This is a genomic window from Geobacillus sp. PLS 41 (assembly GCF_056494105.1).
The window spans coordinates 1,184,747-1,208,718 of record NZ_CM151395.1; the positions used below are offsets into that span (position 1 = coordinate 1,184,747).

Annotated in this window: 20 protein-coding genes; 15 read left to right on the plus strand and 5 right to left on the minus strand. The window is 54.2% G+C overall.

Translation table 11 applies throughout. From position 1 onward, the window contains the following. The first annotated feature begins 19 nt into the window (after positions 1-19). The 5 genes from ACVX3G_RS05920 to ACVX3G_RS05940 all read left to right on the plus strand — a co-directional run bounded on the left by ACVX3G_RS05920 (position 20) and on the right by ACVX3G_RS05940 (position 4,636). The gene (locus ACVX3G_RS05920; protein WP_014196622.1) at positions 20-1,027 is read left to right on the plus strand and encodes a FecCD family ABC transporter permease; all 1,008 of its coding nucleotides are present in this window, start codon (positions 20-22) and stop codon (positions 1,025-1,027) included. Beyond that, positions 1,020-2,000 carry a FecCD family ABC transporter permease gene (locus tag ACVX3G_RS05925; protein ID WP_025038904.1) on the plus strand — a complete coding sequence of 327 codons (981 nt, stop codon included), beginning with the start codon at positions 1,020-1,022 and terminating at the stop codon, positions 1,998-2,000. The genes ACVX3G_RS05920 and ACVX3G_RS05925 overlap by 8 nt, the downstream gene beginning before the upstream one ends. A gap of 34 nt (positions 2,001-2,034) precedes the next feature. After that, positions 2,035-3,555: an Ig-like domain-containing protein gene (locus tag ACVX3G_RS05930; RefSeq protein ID WP_014196620.1), complete on the plus strand. Its 1,521-nt coding sequence runs from the start codon at positions 2,035-2,037 to the stop codon at positions 3,553-3,555. A 229-nt stretch (positions 3,556-3,784) separates the two neighbouring features. Beyond that, a complete protein-coding gene (locus tag ACVX3G_RS05935; RefSeq protein ID WP_025038906.1) occupies positions 3,785-4,339 on the plus strand; it encodes a GNAT family N-acetyltransferase in 555 nt (184 codons plus the stop codon). 105 nt (positions 4,340-4,444) lie between these two features. Next, positions 4,445-4,636, plus strand: coding sequence for a hypothetical protein (locus tag ACVX3G_RS05940; RefSeq protein WP_021322722.1), 192 nt, complete (start codon positions 4,445-4,447; stop codon positions 4,634-4,636). 337 nt (positions 4,637-4,973) lie between these two features. Here ACVX3G_RS05940 and ACVX3G_RS05945 read toward each other — a convergent pair whose 3' ends face one another. Continuing rightward, positions 4,974-5,600 carry a LysE family translocator gene (locus ACVX3G_RS05945; RefSeq protein ID WP_025038908.1) on the minus strand — a complete coding sequence of 209 codons (627 nt, stop codon included), beginning with the start codon at positions 5,598-5,600 and terminating at the stop codon, positions 4,974-4,976. Positions 5,601-5,730: 130 nt separating this feature from the next. Further along, positions 5,731-6,681: a cation diffusion facilitator family transporter gene (locus tag ACVX3G_RS05950; protein WP_011232353.1), complete on the minus strand. Its 951-nt coding sequence runs from the start codon at positions 6,679-6,681 to the stop codon at positions 5,731-5,733. A gap of 206 nt (positions 6,682-6,887) precedes the next feature. Here ACVX3G_RS05950 and glgB point away from each other — a divergent pair, with 206 nt between their 5' ends. The 6 genes from glgB to ACVX3G_RS05980 all read left to right on the plus strand — a co-directional run bounded on the left by glgB (position 6,888) and on the right by ACVX3G_RS05980 (position 16,102). Continuing rightward, a complete protein-coding gene (glgB, locus tag ACVX3G_RS05955; RefSeq protein ID WP_235046460.1) occupies positions 6,888-8,900 on the plus strand; it encodes a 1,4-alpha-glucan branching enzyme in 2,013 nt (670 codons plus the stop codon). Then, positions 8,782-9,951: a glucose-1-phosphate adenylyltransferase gene (locus ACVX3G_RS05960; protein WP_025038910.1), complete on the plus strand. Its 1,170-nt coding sequence runs from the start codon at positions 8,782-8,784 to the stop codon at positions 9,949-9,951. Before glgB ends, ACVX3G_RS05960 begins: the two co-directional genes overlap by 119 nt. Beyond that, positions 9,948-10,982: a GlgC family sugar phosphate nucleotidyltransferase gene (locus ACVX3G_RS05965; RefSeq protein ID WP_014196616.1), complete on the plus strand. Its 1,035-nt coding sequence runs from the start codon at positions 9,948-9,950 to the stop codon at positions 10,980-10,982. Before ACVX3G_RS05960 ends, ACVX3G_RS05965 begins: the two co-directional genes overlap by 4 nt. Continuing rightward, positions 10,979-12,436, plus strand: a complete 1,458-nt coding sequence (gene glgA / locus ACVX3G_RS05970) for a glycogen synthase GlgA (protein ID WP_014196615.1) — start codon at positions 10,979-10,981, stop codon at positions 12,434-12,436. The genes ACVX3G_RS05965 and glgA overlap by 4 nt, the downstream gene beginning before the upstream one ends. Then, positions 12,423-14,837, plus strand: coding sequence for a glycogen/starch/alpha-glucan phosphorylase (locus ACVX3G_RS05975; protein ID WP_033845317.1), 2,415 nt, complete (start codon positions 12,423-12,425; stop codon positions 14,835-14,837). The genes glgA and ACVX3G_RS05975 overlap by 14 nt, the downstream gene beginning before the upstream one ends. 146 nt (positions 14,838-14,983) lie before the next feature. Next, positions 14,984-16,102, plus strand: coding sequence for an RNA-guided endonuclease InsQ/TnpB family protein (locus tag ACVX3G_RS05980; RefSeq protein WP_033012293.1), 1,119 nt, complete (start codon positions 14,984-14,986; stop codon positions 16,100-16,102). Between the two features lie 218 nt (positions 16,103-16,320). Here ACVX3G_RS05980 and ACVX3G_RS05985 read toward each other — a convergent pair whose 3' ends face one another. The 3 genes from ACVX3G_RS05985 to ACVX3G_RS05995 form a co-directional block, all read right to left on the minus strand. Continuing rightward, a complete protein-coding gene (locus tag ACVX3G_RS05985) occupies positions 16,321-17,115 on the minus strand; it encodes a TIGR00266 family protein (RefSeq protein ID WP_011232351.1) in 795 nt (264 codons plus the stop codon). Positions 17,116-17,214: 99 nt separating this feature from the next. Continuing rightward, positions 17,215-18,024, minus strand: coding sequence for a yteA family sporulation protein (locus ACVX3G_RS05990; protein WP_479454597.1), 810 nt, complete (start codon positions 18,022-18,024; stop codon positions 17,215-17,217). A gap of 85 nt (positions 18,025-18,109) precedes the next feature. Further along, positions 18,110-19,039 (minus strand): 1,4-dihydroxy-2-naphthoate polyprenyltransferase, encoded by a 930-nt coding sequence (locus tag ACVX3G_RS05995; RefSeq protein WP_011232349.1) that lies wholly within the window; start codon positions 19,037-19,039, stop codon positions 18,110-18,112. Between the two features lie 168 nt (positions 19,040-19,207). Between ACVX3G_RS05995 and ACVX3G_RS06000 the strand changes: the two genes are divergently transcribed. From ACVX3G_RS06000 to menB, 4 genes are read left to right on the plus strand one after another with little or no spacing between them, the layout of a single operon-like run. Beyond that, the gene (locus tag ACVX3G_RS06000; RefSeq protein WP_011232348.1) at positions 19,208-20,584 is read left to right on the plus strand and encodes an isochorismate synthase; all 1,377 of its coding nucleotides are present in this window, start codon (positions 19,208-19,210) and stop codon (positions 20,582-20,584) included. Next, on the plus strand, positions 20,577-22,310 hold the full coding sequence (menD, locus tag ACVX3G_RS06005) for a 2-succinyl-5-enolpyruvyl-6-hydroxy-3-cyclohexene-1-carboxylic-acid synthase (protein WP_014196609.1): 1,734 nt from the start codon (positions 20,577-20,579) through the stop codon (positions 22,308-22,310). Before ACVX3G_RS06000 ends, menD begins: the two co-directional genes overlap by 8 nt. Positions 22,311-22,321: 11 nt before the next feature. Continuing rightward, positions 22,322-23,134, plus strand: a complete 813-nt coding sequence (gene menH / locus ACVX3G_RS06010; protein WP_020278047.1) for a 2-succinyl-6-hydroxy-2,4-cyclohexadiene-1-carboxylate synthase — start codon at positions 22,322-22,324, stop codon at positions 23,132-23,134. Continuing rightward, entirely contained in the window at positions 23,135-23,953 is an 819-nt protein-coding gene (gene menB, locus ACVX3G_RS06015) for a 1,4-dihydroxy-2-naphthoyl-CoA synthase (RefSeq protein ID WP_011232345.1), read from the plus strand. The last annotated feature ends 19 nt before the right edge of the window (positions 23,954-23,972 follow it).

Here is a 23,972-nt window from a genome sequence, read left to right on the forward strand (position 1 = left end):
GGATGGGGCTAGCGAGAGGATGTCATCTTTGACATACGGAAAAAGAGCGATATGGATCAGTTCGATGTTAGTGTTGGGCATCATTTTGTTGATCATCGTTTCTTTAGTCTCTGGTCCGTTTTTTGTGCCGATTCCAAAAGTGCTGGATGTCCTTTTGCATGACGATGGATCCAAAGCACGAACGGTGGTTTGGGAACTGCGTTTTCCCCGCGCCCTTCTAGCGGTTTTGATTGGGGCGAGTTTGGCTGTGGCTGGAGCGATGATGCAATGTTTAACGAAAAATCCAATGGCCGAGCCAAAAATCATGGGAGTGTCGGCCGGCGCTGCTGCGATGGTTGTTCTAATCGAATATTTTTTCGCCGGCCTTCCCCTTCTTTTCTTTTCTCCCCTTGTCTTTTTGGGGGCGGCGGTTGGGGGAGCCCTCGTATATAGTTTGTCTCTGAAGAGAGGCACCCTTTCCCCGGTTCGTTTGACCCTTGCCGGAGTGGCGGTCAGCGCATTTTTGCATGCGATCACCGTCGGAATTTTGGTCTTGCTTGGCCAGGATGCGGCCGCCGTATATGCATGGCTGGCCGGTGGGTTAAACGGCTTGACATGGCGCCATGTTTCGCTGATCGCTCCATGGTCTCTTGCTGGCTTGCTCCTCTCCATCATGATCGCTTCGAAAATGGATCTGTTGGAGCTCGGCGATGATACAGCCAAAGGGCTTGGTGTTCATGTGGGGATTCTCAAAACTGTGATGGCAGTCATGATTATTATTTTGGCTGGAAGTGCGGTGTCCGTATCCGGGGTCATCGGGTTTATCGGCTTGATCATTCCGCACATCGTCCGAAAAATGGTCGGGGTGAACTATACGTATATCGTTCCAGTCAGCGCCTTGTGCGGAGGAATGTTGCTTTTGACGGCTGACTTGCTTGCACGCTTGGTGGCGCAGCCGATTGAACTTCCTGTCGGGGTGTTTACCGCCGCCATTGGTTGCCCATATTTTTTGTATTTGATTAGGAAGCAGGGCGAATGGAATGCGTAAGCGTGATGTGGGACTTGTGGCTGGTTTGGCATTGCTTCTTGTCATCATCGTGCCGCTCAGCGCTTGTTTCGGGGATGTGAAAATCCCTGTTTCGCAAGTATGGGAGGCATTTTTCAACCGAAAGTCTTCCCTGAATGGGGAAATCGTGTGGGAATATCGCTTGCCAAGGATATTGGTTGGGCTGTTTGTCGGTGCCAACCTCGCCGTATCCGGAGCGCTGTTGCAAGCCGTGACGCAAAACCCGCTTGCTGCTCCGAATGTCATTGGCATGACGGCTGGCGCCAGCTTTTTTGCTGTGTTGGCGCTGCTGATCATTCCGCATTTTCCTGTCAGCGGCCTGCCGTTCGTCACCTTTTTCGGGGCTCTCTTCGCCGGCCTTTGCGTGTATGCGTTTGCCTGGAAGAAAGGAATGGATAAGGGCCGGTTTGCTCTATCGGGAATTGCTTTTGATGCCTTGTTTCAGGCCGTCATTACAGGGATTTTGGTTTTTGCGACCAAAGGGATTGATGCCGCGGTCATTTGGTTGGCGGGGAGTTTATGGGGACGGACATGGGAACATGTTTTTCTCATTGTTCCCTGGTCGGTGATCGGACTCGGATTTGCTTATCTTTGTTATCGCCGCATGAATGTTTTGCAGCTGCATGATGATGTAGCGGCGAGTTTGGGACTGCGTGTCCAAGCAGCCCGTTTCCTGATTTTTCTCATTGCGGTCGGCTTGTGCGGAAGCGCGGTGGCCGTATCGGGTCCGATTGGATTTGTGGGACTGGTCATCCCCCATCTTGCCCGTTTGTTGACAAGGGCCGATTATCAGCGGCTCATTCCGGTCAGCGCCTTATTAGGAGCGATTTTGATGATCAGCGCGGATACGGCAGGAAGAACCATCGCGGCGCCAATCGAAATCCCAGTCGGCATCCTGACGGCATTCCTTGGTGCCCCGTACTTTCTCTTTCTGCTTCGACGAGCAAAATTATAACATGATCGAATCTATCGATGAAAAGGGGATCGTTATGGGTTGGAAAAAATGGATGGTTTCTAGTTTCGTAACAGCCAGTTTAGTCATAGCGGGTGCGGCGGAGTCTGAAGCATATGCGGCGAAACCGGCCAAGCTTGCCATTGAAAGTGCACAGCCGGTGAATGCTTCAACTGTGAAAGAGTATATCGTAAAAGGAAAAGGGCTCAAGGGAGCGAAGATCAAAATTGTGATCACCGATGGAAAAGCATCTGTCACTCATTACACTGTTGTTCAAAAGAGCGGATCGTTTGAAGCGCCGGTCAACGTATCGACATTACGAGATGGGACATTGACGGTGTCTGTCACGCAAATCATCAAGGGACAGAAGCATAGCCGCGTACAAAAAAAGATTATCAAGGATACGAAGGCGCCTTCCGTTCCGGTGATCACGAATAAAGGATGGATCAATGCCAAGCAGCAGAACGCTTATGCTGTTCAAGGAACAGCAGAACCCCATAGCGCTGTGAAGGTTTCATTGAGCGATGGAAAGCAGCGCATCACCAAAATGGTGCATGCAGACGGCAAAGGGAGATTCCGAGCGGTGATCGATGCGAGAAAACTGGCGGAAGGAGAGATTACGGTCTCCGCGGTTAGCGTGGATTCGGCAGGAAACCAAAGCGGCCAATCGAAGAAAGTGCTTCGGAAAGATGTGAGCATAGAGGCCCCTGAACTGTTGAATGAAGGATATATTAACGCTTTCAACTATGAAGCGTATCCAGTCACGGGGACAGGCACGCCTGGAGAGAAAGTGGTGGTGGAGGCTGCTGATGGAAAAAAATCCGTCTCAGCGAGCGGACTTGTGGATGAAGATGGGAATTATGAAGTAGAGATCAATACTTCTTCTCTGAAGGACGGGAAGATCACGATCCGTGTGAAAACGATCGATCAGGCGGGAAATGAAAGCCGGATGGCAAGCGTCGTCCTCATCAAATCGTTGACCTCTCCTGCCAAGCCATCTATTGAGAATAAAGGATATGTGAACGCCAGCGCAGATGCAACTGCTTATGAGGTGACGGGCAAGGGAGAGCCAGGGGCGGAAGTGGAGGTCACTTTGTCCGATGGAACGAATGAAATCAGCACAGTCGGTACGGTGGAAGAAAACGGGAGATACCGTGTAGAAGCTGATATTTCCCCGTTAAGCGATGGACTGATTACCATTACAGCCGTTCAAACGAGTGCAACGGGCAATGTAAGCCCAGAGGCAACCACGACGGTTTGGAAGGATACCGCTGTTGCCGCTCCATCATTGAACGCCCTGCCAGCCGTTACGAATCAAAATCAAGCGGCATATACGATCGCAGGAACGGCAGAAAGCAACGCATCGGTGCAAATCATCATTACGGATGGACAAAAATCTCTCGTTGAACGGACGTCGGCGGACTCGAATGGGAATTTTTCGAAGACGATCGATCTGTCTGCATTCAACAATGGCCAGCTGATGATCATTGTGACACAAGAAGACAAAGCGCAAAACCATAGTGAAGCGACCACAGCGACGGTGACGAAAGGGCAATAAGAAGGAACCTGTCGGCCGAGCCTTTCTTTGAAGCGGGATGCTTCAAAGAGGACTCGGTCGATTTTTTTATGAGTAGAAATGTTTCATAAGTATATGGCATAATCGTTGTAACATGTGGGTCCCTTGGGGAATCGATGATTTGATTAACGATGATCATGCAATTGTTCGCAATTGTTCGGGACCGTACACGACTTTTGGGCCGGGGAACAAAAAGCAAGGGGGATTTCCTATGGGAAACATCCAGCCAAGGCGGTTGGTGACGGCAAGCGGCCAACCGATTGTTATACGGACGGCATCGCCTGAGGATGCCGAGCGTGTCGTCGCGTTTGTGAAGGCGGTGGCGGCGGAAGCGCCGTATTTGTTGACGACAGAAGCGGAAGTGGTGACGACAAGCGAGCGGCAAAGGCAATGGCTGCAACAAATGGCTGATGATCCCGGAAAGCTGGCGATTGTCGCCGAGCAGGAAGGGGACATCATCGGGTTTTTGGATTTTCATAACGGTAATAAGCAGCGGACGAAGCACCAAGGGTCTTTCGGCATGAGCGTGAAAAACGGCTTTCGAGACCAGGGGATCGGCACGGCGTTGCTTGCAGCGCTCCTTGATTGGGCAAAAGAAAATCCTTTGATTGAAAAAGTTTGCCTCGAAGTCGTCGCTGACAACACGAACGCGATTCGATTGTATCAAAAGTTTGGATTTGTGGAAGAAGGCGTGAAGAAAAAAGCTGCAAAAATCGATGACGGGACGTATTGGGATTTGATTTTGATGGCCCGCTTTGTCAAGTAGGTTCGGCGGATGAGTGCGGGGAGATCGCTCGATGAGCATTTCCTTCCTTTCTATTGCGCCGGTTTGCGCTTCGGTGCGGCGGCCGGAGTGACAAGGAGGGAGAACGTGAGCGACAAGGGAATGAGGTTGTTGCCGCTTGGCGTCAGGCTCATGAAGCCGCAGCGGGAACAATACAAACGGATGGCGGCCTGCGAGAGAAAGGCCGCCATGTTGGTTTTGGTTGAAATGCCCAATCTTTTGTCATTTGGTCCCGATGTGCTGTTATTTCTGCCGTTGCTTCTCCTAGAAGACTTGTGATTTAAGGGGAAATGTTGCTCCCCAACAGCGTTTCTCAAATTGAAAAACCTTGCAACACCATAACTTTATCCCTTTCGACTTCTCGCAAATCGAGCGAATCCGTTGTTTTTCACCGGTCTTCTAGAAGGCCGGTGAATTAGTGAAAAGTCGCGAAAAACGGACTCTTCTCAAATTGAGAAGTCCTGTAAAATCAACGCCTCTCTTTCACCCAAAAGCAACGGATTCGGCGAAATCGGTCGTTTTTCACCAGTTCTCTAGGAGGCGCGGCGCTTTTTTGAGTAAAAGAGGTGTTGGGGGCTGCTCGCAGAAAGGAGCGGCCGCTCCTGGCCGCGCACCGCTACGAACGCTCGCTGAAGGCGATTTGAATGCCGATTAGGGCGAAGATGGCGCCTTTGAGCCAATGGATTCGCTTCGTGATGGCGGTGTTGGCCAAGAGCCAATGGCGCAGTTTTTCCGCGCCGATGCTCACCAAGGTGAAGACGGCGAGCGCTTGAGCGAGAAAGACGGCGCCAAGAAGCAACATCTGTTGCGGCACGCGGCCCGCTGACGGATCAACGAACTGCGGCAGGAGCGCCAAAAAGAAGAGCGACACTTTCGGGTTGAGCACGTTCATGACAATGCCTTTTTTGTACAGCGAGGCGTATGCCATTGGCTTCTGCCGCCCAAAGGCGAGACTGCTGTCTTTTTCGCGGAACGCCTGCCATGCCAAGTACAGCAAATACGCGGCGCCGGCGTACTTGACGATGGCAAACGCCAAGGCGGATTGGTAAATGACAGCCGAGACGCCAAGCGTGGCTGCACTGATGTGGACAAGCAGGCCGGTGCACAGCCCGAGCGCGGTGGCGATGCCCGCCTGTTTGCCTTGGGACAGGCTTTGGGCGATGACGAACAAAATGTCTGGCCCCGGCGCTAACGTAAGCAAAACGGCGACGCCGAAAAACGAGAAGATCGTTCCGATTCCCATGAGGCATCCCTTCCTTCGGCATGATGACTCTATATGTTCGCCGCGGATCGTATTGATTCCTTTTTGTTTGAAAGGGAAAATGGACAAACGAAAAAGCCGCCCATGCCATTAGAAGCAGAGGCGGCATTTCCTATTCATGGAAAGCTTTTTTCTCCAAAAACGCCCGGCCATAGCGGCCATGGTCATGGAGCATGGCGTGCTCCACCTGGATGGTGGCGTGCTCGATTCCGTATTTTTCCTTCAACATTTCATTCACCGCCAAGATGACGCATAGCGGCTGGATGCGTTCGTTGACAAACACATGAGCCGACAGCGAGTAATGGTCGGTCGAGATGGCCCATAAGTGCATGTCGTGCACGTCTTCGACCCCTTCGATCTTTCGAATATCGGCGCGGATTTGTTCGAGGTCGAACCCATCTGGCACGGCTTCCATTAAGATGAGATACGATTCGCGCATAATTTTCGCCCCGCCTGTGAAAATGATGGCGGCGATCACTAAGCTGATGATCGGGTCGAACACCGTCCAGCCGGTGAAGTAAATGAGCAGCGCGGAAACGATGACGCCGATCGAGCTAATCAAGTCGCCGATGAAATGCCAAAGGGCGCTCTGAACGTTCAAGTTGTCTTCCTCTTTCGTGCTCCGGCTTAAGACGATGGTCAACGTCAAGTTGACGACGAGGCCGATCGCTGCGATCCCGAGCATGAGGCGAAAGTTGATCGGTTCAGGATGGAGAAAACGCTGAATGCCTTCCCATAAAATCCACAGCGCAATGACGGCCAACGTCAGCCCATTCAAAAACGATGTGATGATTTCAAACCGCAAAAAGCCGAACGTAAACCGACGGTTCGGCGGGCGCGTCGCCATGTAGAGGGCGACCATGCTTAAGCCAAGCGCCAATACATCGGATGCCATATGGGCCGAATCGGACAAGAGGGCGAGTGAGTTGGAAATCAGTCCGCCAATGATTTCGACGGCGGTGAAAAACATGGTCAACAAAAGCGTCACCCAGAGCGCTTTTTTCGATTCATTTTGCGTTTTGACGTGCGGGAGATGGTGAAAATCGTACAGTGTTGGAGCCATAATGCACCTCCATTATTTATAATAATTATCAATTTGTATATATTATAATATAAAAATCCACCTGTGTGCAAATGAAATTTCGACAGCCAGAAACAGCGGTTGTTGGAATTTGTCTAAAAATATAGACGAAGCATTCAAGGAATAAAGCCTTCTGTTGGCGAATAGGAATCAATGCTGTGTATGGCCATCATTTTGCTTCGGAAAGGATGCGATCCAGCTTGATTGCGGCGAATCCGACAGATTTAGAAGTGTATTTGTTTCATGAAGGCCGTTTGTATCAAAGTTATGAGCTGTTCGGCGCTCATGTCATCCGCGGCGGCGGAGCGGTCGGCACTCGCTTTTGCGTGTGGGCGCCCCATGCGCGGGAAGTCCGTCTTGTCGGCAGTTTCAACGATTGGAATGGGGCGAATTCCCCCCTGACGAAGGTGAACGACGAAGGGGTATGGACGATCGTTGTTCCAGAAAACTTGGAAGGGCATCTCTATAAATATGAGATCATCACACCGGATGGCCGTGTTCTGTTGAAAGCGGACCCGTACGCCTTTTACTCCGAATTGCGCCCTCATACCGCCTCGATTGTCTACGATTTGAAAGGATACGAGTGGAATGATTCACCTTGGCAGCGGAAGAAACGGCGAAAGCGGATTTATGACCAACCGATGGTCATTTATGAACTTCATTTCGGTTCGTGGAAAAAGAAACCGGACGGCCGCTTTTATACGTACCGTGAGATGGCCGACGAACTCATTCCGTACGTGCTGGAGCGCGGATTTACGCACATTGAGCTGCTTCCGCTTGTCGAGCATCCGCTCGACCGTTCGTGGGGGTATCAAGGGACCGGCTATTATTCGGTGACAAGCCGCTACGGTGCGCCGCATGATTTCATGTATTTCGTCGACCGCTGCCATCAGGCAGGAATCGGGGTCATTCTCGATTGGGTGCCGGGGCATTTTTGCAAGGACGCCCACGGGCTGTACATGTTTGACGGCGCGCCGACGTATGAATACGCGAATGAAAAAGACCGAGAAAATTACGTCTGGGGGACGGCGAATTTTGACTTGGGCAAGCCGGAAGTGCGCAGTTTTCTGATCTCCAATGCGTTGTTTTGGCTGGAGTATTACCATGTGGACGGGTTTCGCGTCGATGCGGTCGCCAATATGCTTTATTGGCCGAACAACGACCGGCTCTATGAAAATCCGTATGCGGTCGAGTTTTTGCGCCAGTTGAATGAGGCGGTGTTTGCCTATGACCCGAACGTCTGGATGATCGCTGAAGATTCGACCGACTGGCCTCGGGTGACCGCGCCGACGTACGATGGCGGCCTTGGGTTTAACTACAAGTGGAACATGGGCTGGATGAACGACATGCTGAAGTATATGGAAACGCCGCCGCATGAGCGGAAATACGCCCATAACCAAGTCAGTTTTTCCCTCCTTTATGCGTATTCGGAAAATTTCATTTTGCCATTTTCCCATGATGAAGTTGTGCATGGCAAAAAATCGCTGCTCAATAAAATGCCTGGGTCGTACGAAGAGAAGTTCGCCCAGCTGCGCCTATTGTATGGGTACATGATGGCCCACCCTGGGAAAAAGCTGCTGTTTATGGGCAGTGAGTTTGCCCAGTTTGATGAATGGAAGTTTGCCGAGGAGCTGGACTGGGTGCTGTTCGATTTTGAATTGCACCGGAAAATGGACGAATATGTGAAGCAGCTGATCGCCTGCTATAAACGGTATAAGCCGTTTTACGAGCTTGATCATGATCCGAGAGGGTTTGAATGGATTGACGTTCATAATGCCGAGCAAAGCATTTTTTCATTCATCCGCCGGGGGAAAAAAGAAGGTGATGTGCTGGTCATTGTTTGTAATTTCACAAATCAGGCGTATGACGATTACAAAGTCGGCGTGCCGCTTTTGGCGCCGTACCGCGAAGTGCTTAACAGCGATGCAGCGGAGTTTGGCGGTTCGGGACATGTCAACGGGAAGCGGCTTCCCGCTTTCAGTGAGCCGTTTCATGGAAAACCGTACCATGTGCGCATGACGATTCCGCCGTTTGGCATTTCCATTTTGCGGCCAGTGCAAAAACGAGGGGAGAGAAAGCAGAATGAAGAAGAAGTGCATCGCCATGTTATTGGCCGGCGGGCAAGGAAGCCGGCTTCGCTCGCTGACGAAAAACATCGCGAAACCAGCCGTGCCGTTTGGGGGGAAGTACCGGATCATTGATTTTACGTTGAGCAATTGCACGAACTCGGGCATTGACACAGTCGGGGTGTTGACCCAATATCAGCCGCTTCTTTTGCACTCGTACATCGGCATCGGAAGCGCATGGGATTTAGATCGAAGAAACGGGGGCGTCACCGTCCTTCCCCCTTACTCCGCCTCTTCCGGCGTCAAATGGTACGAAGGCACAGCGAACGCCATTTATCAAAATATGAATTATATTGAACAATACGACCCGGATTACGTTCTCGTGCTGTCTGGCGATCATATTTACAAGATGGATTACCAGCAGATGCTCGACTACCATATCGCCAAACAGGCGGATGCAACGATTTCCGTTATTGAAGTGCCGTGGGAAGAGGCGAGCCGATTCGGCATTATGAACACGAATGAAAACATGGAAATTGTCGAATTTGCCGAAAAGCCGGCCAATCCGAAAAGCAATTTGGCATCGATGGGCATTTACATTTTCAATTGGCCGTTATTGAGGGAGTATTTGCAAATCGACAACGCCGATCCGCATTCGTCGCACGACTTCGGCAAAGATGTGATTCCGCGGCTGCTTCGGGAGAACAAGCGGCTCGTGGCCTATCCGTTCAAAGGCTATTGGAAAGATGTCGGCACCGTCAAAAGCTTGTGGGAAGCCAACATGGATTTGCTCGATGAACACAATGAACTTGACTTGTTTGATCGCTCGTGGCGCATTTATTCGGTCAACCCGAACCAGCCGCCGCAATACATCGCTCCCGAGGCGGAAGTGAGCGATTCTCTCATCAATGAGGGATGCGTCGTGGAAGGAACGGTGGAGCGCTCGGTGCTGTTTCAAGGCGTCTGCATCGGCAAGGGAGCGGTTGTGAAAGAATCCGTCATTATGCCAGGGGCAACAGTTGGTGAAGGAGCGTATGTCGAGCGAGCGATCGTCACTCCGGAGATCGTCATCCCGCCGCATTCGACTGTGAGCCCGGGCGATGCTGATGATGACGTCGTGCTCGTAACGACCGAGTGGATCAAGCAACGGAATAAGGACACCGCAAGGAAGGATGGAGCACAATGAACAACAACATGATGTTGGGCGTCATCGACGCGACCACGTATATGGAGGCAATGGCGCCGCTTGTCGAGCAACGCTCAATCGCAGCGGTGCCGTTTGCCGGGCGGTATCGGCTCATTGATTTCGTGCTTTCAAGCATGGTCAACTCCGGCATTGAAAGCGTCGCGATTTTTCCGAAATACCAATATCGGTCGCTGATGGACCATTTAGGATCAGGGAAGAATTGGGATTTAAACCGAAAGCGGGACGGATTGTTTTTCTTCCCATCGCCGGACTTGTTGTTTTCCGGTGAGCGCCGGGTCGGGGCGTTTGCCCATTTTGAGCAGCATATCGACTATTTTTTGCGGAGTCGGCAAAAGTATGCGGTCATCGTCAATAGCTACACGGTGTGCAACATCGACTTTGACGCCGTCCTCGAGCGCCATATCGAACGCGGCTGCGATGTGACGCGAATTTGCCATCGCGGCGAGCCGCTGGAGATGTACGTGTTGGAGACGTCTCTTCTGCTTGATTTCATTGCCAATTATAAAAACCGCGGCTATCGAAGCATCGTCGATGTCGTCTGCGATAACTGTCATTCGCTGTCCATTTGCGACTATGAATACAGCGGGTATGCGGCCGTCATCGATTCGCTCGCCCGCTATTTCCGCGCGAGCATGGAGCTTCTTGACCGCAGTGTTTGGGAGCAGCTTTTTCTTCCATCGCGGCCGATTTATACGAAAGTGAAAGACGAGCCGCCGACGAAATACCGGCGGGAAGGGAATGTGAAGCGCTCGATGATCGCCAACGGCTGCGTCATTGAAGGAACGGTGGAAAACAGCGTCTTGTTTCGTTCCGTGAAAATCGGCAAAGGAGCCGTTGTGAAGAACAGCATCATTATGCAAAAATGCCAAATCGGCGATGGTTGTGTGCTTGATGGCGTCATCGTCGACAAAGACGCGAAAATCGAACCGGGGGTCGTTTTGCAAGGGACAGCGGAGCGGCCGTTTGTCGTTCGCAAAGGAACGGTGCAAGGGGAGGTCGTGAATCGATGAACGTGCTGTTTGCCGTATCAGAATGCGCCCCGTTTGCCAAATCGGGAGGATTGGCTGACGTCGCCGGCGCGCTGCCGAAAGAGCTGCGCCGGCTCGGCGTGGACGTCCGTGTTATGATGCCAAAGTATGAAACGATTGCTCTAAAGTGGAAAGAACGAATGGGCAAAGTGGCGGAGCTCGTCGTGCCGGTCGGGTGGCGCCGCCAGTATTGCGGCGTTGAGAAGCTCGAGCATGACGGGGTCGTCTATTACTTGATCGACAACGAATACTATTTCAAACGGCCGCAGCTGTACGGCCATGGTGACGACGGCGAGCGGTTCGCCTATTTTTGCCGGGCGGTGCTGGACGCGCTTCCGGCGATTTCGTTTCAGCCCGACATCATTCATTGCCATGACTGGCACACCGGCATGATTCCGTTTTTCTTGCGCGAGCAATACCGTCATGATCCGTTTTATGCGGATATCCGCACTATCTTTACGATTCACAACTTGCAGTTTCAAGGGCTGTTTCCGCGCGGGATTTTAGAGGATTTGTTGAATTTGGACGGACGGTATTTCACCGTCGACCATCTCGAGTTTTACGGAAGCGTCAGCTTTATGAAAGGGGCTCTTGTCGCCTCCGATTTGATTACGACGGTCAGCCCGACGTACAAAGAAGAGATTCAGACCGCCTATTACGGCGAGCGGCTTGACGGGCTGTTGCGGGCGCGGCGGGATGATTTGCTTGGCATTTTAAACGGCATTGACGACGAGTTTTATAACCCGGAAACCGATCCGTTTTTAGCGGCGACCTATAGCGTACATACGCGGGAAAGAAAAAAACTCAACAAACGCGCTTTGCAGCGGCGGTTTGGTCTGCCAGAGCGGGATGATGCACCCGTTGTCGCAATGGTGACGCGAATGACGGCGCAAAAAGGGCTCGATTTAGTCACGTGCGTCTTTCATGATTTGATGCAGGAAGAGATGCAGCTTGTTGTGCTTGGAACGGGGGATTGGCGGTTTGAACAGTTTTTCTCGCAAATGGCGGCGGCCTATCCGGACAAAGTCGGGGTGTACATCGGCTTTCACGAACCGCTCGCCCATCAAATTTATGCGGGCGCGGACTTGTTTTTAATGCCGTCGTTGTTTGAACCGTGCGGGCTGAGCCAAATGATCGCGCTTCGGTATGGGACGATTCCGATCGTTCGGGAAACGGGCGGGCTGAACGATACGGTGCAATCGTACAATGAATTCACAGGAGAAGGGAACGGGTTCAGCTTTACGAACTTTAACGCCCACGACATGTTGTACACGATCCGCCGGGCGCTGTCGTTTTACCGCCAGCCGTCTGTCTGGGAGCGGCTCATGGAGCGGGCGATGCGCGGCGATTACAGCTGGCGCCGGTCGGCGAGGGAGTATCGAAAAGCGTACGAACAGCTGAACAAAAAGGGGGAAGACGCGCTTGTTCGCGGATAAAGAAACGTTTCAACGGGCGTTTGTGACGCGGGTCGAGGCGTTGTGCGGCAAACCGTTTGCGGAGTCGACGGCGCGCGATCATTATCATGTCCTTGGCCATATGGTGCGCGAACATATCAGCCGCCATTGGATCGCGACGAACGAGCGCTGCCGGGCGGAGCGGCGGAAGCAGGTGTACTATTTGTCGATCGAGTTTTTGCTCGGCCGTTTGCTCGGAAGCAACTTGTTAAACCTCGGTGTCCGCCCGATGGTCGAAGAGGGGCTTCGCGAGCTCGGCATCCGCCTCGAAGACGTCGAGGAGAGCGAGGCGGACGCTGGGCTTGGCAATGGCGGGCTCGGGCGGCTCGCCGCCTGTTTTCTTGACTCGCTCGCCACATTGAATTTGCCGGGCCACGGCCACGGCATTCGCTATAAACACGGGCTGTTTGATCAAAAAATCGTTGACGGCTATCAAGTCGAGCTGCCGGAGCAATGGCTGCGAAACGGGAACGTTTGGGAAATCCGGAAAGAAGAGCTGGCGGTCGAAGTTCGCTTCTGGGGAAGGGTCGAGGTGTCGGAACAAAACGGCCGCCTTGTGTTCCGCCATGTCGACAGCGAAAACGTGATGGCTGTGCCGTACGATATGCCGGTCATCGGCTTCGGGACGAACACGGTCAACACGCTCAGGCTTTGGAGCGCCGAGCCGGCGAAAACGTTCCCGCTTCATAAAGATGTGATGAAGTACAAACGGGAGACGGAAGCCATTTCGGAGTTTTTGTACCCGGACGATACGCACGATGAAGGCAAACTGCTGCGGTTAAAGCAGCAGTATTTTCTCGCCGCCGCCAGCCTCGGCAGCATCACTCGCGCCCATCGCCGCCAGCACGGGAGCTTGCGCCGCCTCCATGAATATGTCGCCATTCATATCAACGACACGCACCCCGCGCTTGCGATTCCGGAGTTGATGCGCATTTTGCTCGATGAGGAAGGGATGAGCTGGGAAGAGGCTTGGCACATTACGACCCATACGATCGCGTACACGAATCATACGACGCTGGCGGAAGCGCTGGAGAAATGGCCGATTCGTCTGTTTCAGCCGCTGTTGCCGCGCATTTATATGATCGTCGAGGAAATCAACGAACGGTTTTGCCGCGAGCTGTGGGAACGTTATCCCGGCGATTGGAGGCGGATTGAACAAATGGCCATCGTCGCCCACGAGATGGTGAAAATGGCGCACTTGGCCGTTGTTGCGAGCCATAGCGTCAACGGTGTGGCGAAACTGCATACGGACATATTGAAACAGCGGGAAATGCGCTTGTTTTACGAATGGGCGCCGCACAAGTTCAACAACAAAACGAACGGGGTGACGCATCGTCGCTGGCTGTTAAAGGCGAACCCGGAGCTGTCGGCGTTGATTACGGAAACGATTGGTCCGCGCTGGATCCGCGAGCCGGAAGCATTGATTGAGCTGAAGTCTTATGCTTCCGATCCGGCGTTTCAGCAGGCGTTGGCTGCGGTCAAACAGCAGCGGAAGGCGAGGCTCGCCGCCCGCATTTACGAAAAAACCGGGATTCTTGTTGACGAATCGTCCATTTTTGACGTGCAAGTGAAGCGGCTGCACGCTTATAAACGGCAGTTGTTAAACGTTTTGCACATTATGCATTTATACAATCGGCTGAAAGAAGACCCGTATGTTTCGATCCACCCGCGCACGTTCATTTTCGGAGCGAAAGCGTCGCCAGGCTATTACTACGCCAAGCGGATCATCAAGCTCATCCATTCGGTGGCGGATCAGGTGAACAACGATAAACGGACGAACGAGCAACTGAAGGTCATTTTTTTGGAAAATTACCGCGTATCGCTCGCGGAAGAAATCATTCCGGCCGCCGATGTGAGCGAGCAAATCTCAACAGCCAGCAAAGAAGCGTCCGGGACGGGCAACATGAAGTTTATGATGAACGGCGCCGTTACGCTTGGCACGCTGGATGGAGCGAACGTCGAAATCGCGGAAGCCGTCGGGGAGGACAACATGTTTTTGTTCGGACTGACGGCCGATGAAGTGCTCCGCTACTACGAACACGGAGGCTATCGGGCGCATGAGTATTACCATCATGACAAACGGATCAAGCAAGTTGTCGACCAGCTCATCAACGGCTTTTTCCCTGATGTCGGCGACTACTTTGAGCCGATTTACGACTCGCTGCTGGCGCAAAACGACGAATATTTTGTGCTGCGCGACTTTGCCGCCTACGCCGAGGCGCACGAGCGGGTTGAGGCCGCTTACCGCGATCCGGCGCGCTGGTGGCGGATGAGCGCCGTCAACATCGCCCATTCCGGCCGTTTCGCCAGCGATCGAACCGTAGCGGAATACGCGGCCGAAATTTGGGGTCTTTTGCCGTCGGGGGAACGTTTCTCAACTTAGGAAAGGACGTTTTTGGGCTGCTTTTTCATCGTCTTTGGCGAGGAGACCCCCACTTCAACGACCAAAGGGAGTAAGTGGGGGAGGAATCGCTTTTTTGTGTTTTTGTATCACTAAAAAATATATTTAGTGAAAGAGAGGTGAGACAAATGGACATGACGTTAACAGCCAAAATCAAAATTTACCCAACAGCGGAACAAGCAGAAGTATTGAAAGCCACCCTTTCCGCTTATCGACAAGCGTGCAACGCTGTGTCTGTTGTGATTTTTGACACAAAAGTGCTTGCACAAGCCAAGTTACACGACATGACCTATCGTCTACTTCGATCAAACTACGCTTTGCGTTCGCAAATGGCGCAATCTGTGATTAAAACGGTGATCGCTAGATACCGTTCCCTAAAAAGCAATGGTCATGAATGGACATTGGTTCGCTTTAAAAAGCCTGAATATGACCTCGTTTGGAATCGAGATTACTCCATTGTTCAAGGGTTATTTTCTGTCAATACACTAGAAGGACGAATCAAAGTGCCATTCGAACCAAAAGGCATGGAACAATATTTTGATGGCTCATGGACGTTTGGCACAGCCAAACTCGTCTACAAGCATAACAAATTCTTTTTGCACATCCCCATGACCAAAACAATTCCAACCGTAGATGAACACAACATTCGCCAAGTGGTCGGTGTTGATGTAGGGGTTAACTTTCTTGCAACAGCTTATGATTCGCAAGGGAAAACGATCTTTTTTAACGGACGAAAAATCAAGCATATGCGTGCCAAGTACAAACGAATGCGAAAAACCCTCCAGCAAAAAGGGACGGCTTCTGCGCGTCGGAAGTTGAAAACAATCGGACAACGAGAAAACCGTTGGATGACGGATGTGAACCATGCTGTCACGAAGGCACTCGTTCGTCAATATGGAGAACGTACCCTTTTTGTATTAGAAGATTTAACAGGCATTCGTGAAAAAACAGAACGTGTACGTATCCATGACCGATATGAAACCGTATCGTGGGCTTTCTATCAGTTCCGTCAACTGTTAGAGTATAAGGCACGTTTGCATGGGTCAAAAGTGATGGTGGTTGCTCCGCATTACACCTCTTTGACATGTCCAAAGTGCGGGCATACGGAAAAAGCCAATCGAAACAAGCGTACACACACCTTTTGTTGCCGAACATGCGGATACACCTCAAACGATGACCGCATTGGTGCTATGAACCTTCAACGAAAAGGAATAGAGTACATCGTTGAAGGAACGACACAGGCATGACCTGCGTCGTTGGGCAGTTGTCAACCTGCCCCTGATGCAACCCCAAGTCAAGGAAGGAGGACCAAGTCCGCTCGCACTTCTGGGGAGTTGCAAGCCCCCACTTCAAGCGTTAGCGAAGTGGGGGTAGTTGACTCAATCATCGTCCTTTTTAGGGAATTTCGAGGGAGAAGGCATAAAAGCAAAAGGGCGTTCCGTTTGGCCGGAGCGCCCTTTCTCGCTTAGTCGTCGCCGTCGAGCCAGTCGCCGATGCCGCCGAGGATGCTGCCTTCGCCGACCGACCGTCCGCCGGCGCTCGGGGCGGCAGCGAGGACGCGGTCAGCGAGCCGGCTGAACGGAAGCGACTGCACCCACACTGCTCCCGGACCGGTGACGGTGGCCAAAAACAATCCTTCGCCGCCGAAGAAGGCGGTTTTGATGTTGCCGACATATTCAATATCGTAGTTGACGTCTTTCGTCATGGCGACAAGGCAGCCGGTGTCAATACGAAGCGTTTCCCCGGGCTGCAAGTCGCGGCGGTGGATCGTTCCGCCGGCGTGCAAAAAGGCAAGCCCGTCACCTTCCAACTTTTGCATAATAAACCCTTCGCCGCCGAAAAAGCCAGCGCCGAGCTTGCGCTGAAACTCAATGCCGACGGAAACGCCTTTTGCCGCACACAAAAAGGAGTCTTTTTGGCAGATGAGCTTCCCGCCAAGTTCGCTTAAATCGACCGGGATGATTTTTCCCGGATACGGAGCGGCGAAGGCGACGCGGCGCTTGCCGCTTCCTTGGTTGGTAAACACGGTCATGAACAAGCTTTCGCCGGTGAGCAGCCGCTTTCCCGCGCCGACAAGGCGGCCAAGCAGCCCTTTTCCGGACGAGGAGCCGTCGCCAAATACGGTTTCCATGACGATGCCGTCATCCATCATCATCATCCCGCCCGCTTCCGCGACCACGCTTTCGTATGGGTCGAGCTCGATTTCGACAAACTGCATGTCATCGCCGTACAGCCGGTAATCGATCTCATGTGCGTTCATCATTTCGCCTCCATTCGGATCATATGACGTTCTGCTCTGTACTACGGAAAACGGCATCGGCCCGTTTCACAAAAAAGACCATCTTGCCGATGGCCTTTTTCATGGAGTTGTTTCCCCAAAATGCTGCTGGGACGGTCTTTCATCGTACCGGCGGTAGCTGTCTGTCGATGTATACGGGTCTTTTTCATACGCCGGCAAATCGCCGATGTTCGACATGATGCCTTCGTCATCCAATATGTTTTCCAGCAGCTCATGCTCCCGCGTCGGGTACACACGTACGTGTCTGCCATGCAAATCGACGGCCGCGAAATTTTCCAAGTCTTCGACATAGCCGACGTTCTCTTCCGACTCGGCATACACTTCGCTGTAGGAATCGACGTTTTTGCCAAGGTCCGAAGGGGTGTCGGATGTGCCGTAGCGGGCTGCTTCCTGCCATGCATCTTCCGCGTCGTAAGCGACCGATTCCGCGCGGTCATCGAAATCGAATTTGCCAAACGGCGGCATAAGCACGCCCTCTTCAAGCGGCCGCTTTTGCGACACCGTTTGATCCGGGCTGTGCTCGCGGCAGTAGAGTGTTGTCGGCAGCGCCTCGAGCCGTTCGTATGGGATCGGCCGGCCGCATACGCAGCACGTTCCGTATGTGCCGTCGGCGATGGCGCCAAGCGCCCGTTCAATCTCGCGAACTTCGCGCTCGGCATGCTCCTTTAGGGCGAGATCTTTTTCCCGCTCATACAGCTCTGTCGCCTCATCGGCCGGATGGTTGTCGTAGCTCGCCAGCTCACCGACCGCATCGTGGGCGTGGCTGCGGATCATGCCGAAATGGTCGTTTTGCTTCAGCCGGTCTTCCGTCTCCCGTTTCATGTCGAGCAGTCTTGAGCGGAGGGCGGCAAGCTGTTCGTTCGTCAGCATCAGTCGCAATCCCTTCCTTCGCAGTAGCGTCTATATGGTGTAGTATGGGCGAAAATCAAAAAAAAACACGGTCATGTTGACCGTGTTACAGCCAATGGGCAATGAGCAAGCCAGCGGCGAGCAAAAAGCCGAACTGTGTATTCGTTTGCGCCGTCGCCTTCATGGCCGGCATCATCTCGATCGGCTTGATTTTGCCGATAAATCCGCGCGTCGCGGCGATTGCTTTTGGAATGCTCAATAAAGCGAGCAGCGCCCAAAACGGCACGATCTGAAACACCGCAAGCGCGGCCGTCCAAAGAAAGGCAACGGCGAACATGGCAGCGAGCAGGCGGATGGCCCAATCGCGGCCAATCAAAATGGCGAGCGTCTTTCGCCCTTTTTCACGGTCGCCGTCCAAGTCGCGAATATTGTTCGCCAGCAAAATGGCGCCGACCAAAATCGCGATCGGAATGGCGGTGAGCACGGCGCCGCCGCTGATATAGCCCGTTTGGATGAAAAATGAAATCAAAATGATGACAAAGCCCATAAAAAACCCAGCCGCCAGTTCGCCAAACGGCGTATAGGCGATCGGAACCGGCCCTCCGGTGTAAAAATAACCGGCCGCCATGCAAATCGTTCCGACAACGGCGAGCCACCAACTGCTTTCGGCGCAAATGTAGATGCCGATGAGCATAGCCAACCCAAGACAGCCAAACGCCAACGCCAGCACCGTTTTCGGCTTGAGGCCGTCGCGGACGATGGCGCCGCCGATGCCGACCGACTCCGGTGAATCGAGGCCGCGTTGATAATCGTAGTATTCGTTGAACATGTTCGTCGCCGCCTGAATCAACAAAGAGGCGATCATCATCGCGGCAAACAGCAGCCAATCGATCGATGTTTCGCCAAGCGCCAGCACCGTGCCGACGCATACGGGCACAAATGCCGCCGTCAGCGTATGCGGGCGCGTCAGCCGCCAAAAGACGCGCCAGTCGCGGCGCGCTGGCGGGCGATGGTCCATATGTGTGAATGATTGCATATTCATTCCCCTTAGATTCTGTGAAAATGTCATTCGTTTATGTCCAAAATAAGTGTAGGCAAACGTTGAAAGCATGTCAACCCTTCCCGATAGATAAATGATTTCCTATTATATTATAATGGGAAGTGGGGATGGAGGGGGAATTTTACGACAGAAAGCGTGAGGAACGTGGCGATTGGATTTCGACATCACCTGCAGCAACAATTGCATAGATTGGCGGTGAATGCAGGGCGGCCGTTTGTCAGCTGGGCGGAACCGTGGGAGGGCGTTGATCCGGTTTCTTTTTTTATGCAAGGGCCGTCATGCGGCTTCCGCGAACGGTTTTTTTGGGCGGATCGAACCGGAGGCACGATATTGGTCGGCCTCGGCTCCGTTTATGCGATCGAAACGGAGAAGGCCGACAGCCGGTTTGATGACGTGGAAGCGGGCCGGCGCCGATGGAAGAAGGAGATGGAGCCATACGGCGCGGCCGATGCGCCGCCGTTATTGTTTGGCGGATTTTCGTTTGACCCCTATCGGCCGGGCACCGACATGTGGCGCGGCTTTCCGGCCGGGAAGCTCGTGGCGCCGGCCGCGCTTCTTGCCGTAAGAAACGGCAAAACGACGTTGACCGTCACCGTCCCAACGGACAAAAGAGGACGGGACTGGGAGCGGGTCGGGCGCTTGCTTGAGCGGATCAGCGACCCCATGGCCGCTCCAAAGCGGCTTCCGCGCCTTGTGTCAGACGAAGAAGAAGAGAAAGAACGATGGTTGGCGGCTGTTCGCGAAGCGATCGCCTCGATTCGGGCGGGGGCGTTGGACAAGGTGGTGCTCGCCCGCGCTCGGCGCCTGGCGTTTGCCAAAACGGTGGATGCCGCGGCCGTACTCCAGCGGCTTCGCGAGCAGCAGCCGTTTGCTTACATTTTTGCGTTTGAACAGGACGGCCGCTGTTTTATCGGGGCTTCCCCTGAGCAGCTTGTCCAAAAAGAAGGGAAAATGTGCCGGTCGGTTTGCCTCGCCGGATCGGTGCGCCGCGGGGCCGATATGGAGGAAGACGAGCGGCTTGGCGCTTGGCTGCGGGCAGATCGAAAAAACAACGAAGAACATCAGTTTGTTGTGCAAATGATCGGCCGCTTGTTTTCTTCCGTCTGCGAGACGGTCGAGATGCCGCCCGCACCGCAGCTGCTCAAGCTGCCGCACATCCAGCATTTATGCACTCCGGTTGTCGGCCGTGGCTGCCGCGAGCGCTCGGTGCTCCGCTTAGTGGAAATGATGCATCCGACACCCGCGCTCGGCGGAACGCCGCGCGATCGAGCGCTGGAGGTGATCCGCGCCCTTGAGCCGCTTGACCGCGGATGGTATGCAGCGCCGATCGGCTGGGTGGATGGCGAAGGCAATGGGGAATGGGCGGTCGCCATTCGCTCCGCCTTGCTCGCCGGGAAGGAAGCCATGCTGTTTGCCGGCTGCGGCATTGTCGCCGATTCCGACCCAAACAGCGAATATGAAGAGACAAATGTGAAAATGGCCCCGATGTTATCGGCGTTGGGAGTGATGAACGATGGCTGATGCCTTGTCTGTTTATGCAGCGGCATTGGTGGACGGATTGGCGCAGGCCGGGGTGACGGAGGCGGTGATCAGCCCCGGTTCGCGCTCGACGCCGCTTGCGATGGCGATGGCGGCCCACCCTGGCCTTCGACTATATATGAATATCGATGAGCGGTCGGCCGCGTTTTTCGCCCTCGGCTTGGCGAAAGCGAAGCAGCGTCCGGTCGCGCTCGTATGCACGTCCGGAACGGCGGCGGCCAACTATGGGCCCGCGGTTGTCGAGGCATACTATTCGCGCGTGCCGCTCGTGGTGCTGACGGCCGACCGGCCGCATGAACTGCGCGATGTCGGGGCGCCGCAGGCGATTGATCAGCTGCACTTATACGGACGCTACGCCAAGTGGTTTGTGGACTTGGCGCTGCCGGAAGAGGCGGATGATATGCTGCGATACGCGCGGACGATGGCGGCAAGAGCCGTCCAAACGGCCGCCGGTGCACCGTGCGGGCCTGTGCATGTGAACGCGCCGTTTCGCGAGCCGCTTGTCCCGCATATCGATGAGGCGGTTTGGGAGCGGGTGCGGTCTGTTTCGAGAGCGCCGCAAGTGTGGCACGGCCGCCCAGCGCTGCCGCAAGAAAGCGTATCGGCGCTGTATGAGCAGCTGTCGGCGGCGGAACGCGGGTTGATCGTCTGCGGGCCGCTCGATCGCCCTGGGTTTGCCGAGGCGGTCACCGAGTTGGCGCGGGCGCTTGATTTTCCGATTTTGGCCGATCCGCTTTCCCAGTTGCGCGCCGGTACGCATGACAAAACGTACGTGCTGGACAGCTATGATGCCATATTGCGGGAGGAAACCGCCGCTTCCAAGCTTGTGCCGGATGTGGTGCTTCGGTTCGGCGCCATGCCGGTGTCGAAGCCGCTCTTTTTATGGCTCAAGCGCCATCGCGCGATTCGTCAAATTGTTGTCGACGACGGCGGCTGGCGCGATCCAACGTTGTCCGCGGACAGCTTCGTTCAGAGTGATGAACTGATTCTTTGCCGCCAGCTTCTTGAATGGGCGAAACCGAAAGAAAACAAAAGCGCGTGGTCGGCGATATGGCTAGAGATGAACGCGATCGCCCGCGCGGCGCTTGAGCGCCATCTGCCAAAAGAAGAATGGTTTGAAGGGAAAGTGTTCACGGAGCTTGCCGATTTGCTTCCAGCCGGGGCGGCGCTGTTTGTCGGCAACAGCATGCCGATTCGCGATGCGGATACGTTTCTCTTTGCGACGGACAAGCCGCTTCGCGTTTTGGCCAACCGCGGCGCCAACGGCATTGACGGAGTCGTCTCGAGCGCCTTGGGCGCAAGCGTTGCCGCGAACCCGCTTGTGCTGGTGATCGGCGACTTGTCGTTTTACCACGATGTAAATGGCTTGTTGGCGGCGAAGATGCATTCGTTGTCAGCTACCATTGTGTTGTTGAACAACAACGGCGGCGGCATTTTCTCGTTTTTGCCGCAGGCGCGCCATAAAGGGGCGTTTGAAACGCTGTTTGGCACGCCGACGGATTTGTCGTTTGCCCACGCCGTCGAGATGTACGGCGGCCGCCATACGGTGCCGCACAATTGGGCGGAGTTCCGCCGCCATGTATCGGAATCGCTGTCGTCAGGCGGGCTTCATGTCATTGAAGTGCGCACGTCGCGCGCGGAAAATGTCCGAATGCATCGATTGTTGTGGAACGAGGTTGCTCGGGAAATCGCGAAATGTCTCGAATGAAGAGGATTGGCATGACCATGATGGTGAATGGGGTTTGTTACCATGTGGAACAATACGGAGAAGGAGAGCCGCTTCTGTTGCTTCACGGGTTTACGGGCAGCGCGGACACGTGGCGGCCGCTCGCCCCGTTTTGGCCGGACTTCCGTGTGATGGCCGTCGACTTGTTGGGCCATGGGCGGACCGAGGCGCCAAAGGACGCCCGACGGTATCGGATCGAACACGCGGCGGCTGACTTGGCGGCGCTCCTTGACGAATGGGGCGTCGAACAAGTGAACGTGCTCGGCTACTCGATGGGCGGCCGGCTCGCGTTGGCGTTCGCCGTTTGGCATCCGCGCCGCGTTCGCCGCTTAGTGCTGGAAAGCAGTTCGCCCGGCTTGGAGACAGAGGAGGAGCGGCGCGCGCGGCGGGAAGCGGATGAGGCGTTGGCGCGAAAGATCGAAACGGAAGGCGTCCGTGCTTTTGTCGATGATTGGGAAAAAATCCCGCTGTTTGCCACTCAGCAGACGCTCCCGGATCCGGTGCGAGCGGCGATTCGCCGCGAGCGGCTCCGCCATACGGCAACGGGGCTTGCCAACAGTTTGCGCGGGATGGGGACCGGCGTGCAGCCGTCGTTTTGGGAACGGCTTGGCGAACTTGCCATGCCTGTGCTCCTTGTTTGCGGGGAGCGCGATGAGAAGTTTTGCCGCATCGCCGCCCAAATGCACGAGCGGCTGCCCAACAGCGAACTTATCTGTGTAAAAGGAGCCGGACATGCAATTCACGTGGAACAGCCCGGCATTTTTGCTAAAATAGTAAGTGAATTCATGACAAAGGGGGAAGTGTAAATGCCGTTTGAATGGGTGAAGCAGTACGACTATGAGGATATTATTTACGAAACGTACAACGGCATCGCCAAAATTACGATCAACCGTCCGGAAGTACATAACGCGTTTCGGCCGAAAACGGTGAACGAGATGATCGATGCGTTTACGAAAGCGCGCGATGATTCGAATATCGGCGTCATCATTTTGACCGGCGCCGGCGGCAAGGCGTTTTGCTCGGGCGGGGACCAAAAAGTGCGCGGCCATGGCGGCTATGTCGGCGAGGATGAAATTCCGCGCCTCAATGTGCTTGATTTGCAGCGGCTCATCCGCGTCATTCCGAAGCCGGTCATTGCGATGGTCGCCGGCTATGCCATCGGCGGTGGGCATGTGCTTCATGTCGTATGCGATTTGACGATCGCCGCGGACAACGCCATCTTCGGCCAAACCGGGCCGAAAGTGGGAAGCTTTGACGGCGGCTATGGCGCCGGTTATTTGGCCCGCATCGTCGGCCATAAAAAGGCGCGGGAAATTTGGTATTTATGCCGTCAGTACACGGCGCAAGAAGCGCTCGAAATGGGGCTGGTCAACAAAGTCGTGCCGCTTGAGCAGCTTGAAGAAGAAACGGTCAAATGGGCGCAAGAAATTTTGGAAAAAAGCCCGACGGCCATTCGCTTCTTAAAAGCGGCATTCAACGCCGACTCCGACGGCTTGGCCGGCATCCAACAGCTCGCCGGCGACGCGACGCTTCTCTTCTACACGACCGAAGAGGCGAAGGAAGGAATGCGGGCGTTCAAAGAAAAACGGAAGCCGGACTTCAGCCAATTCCCGCGCTTCCCGTGATGAGAACGAAGAAGCAGCT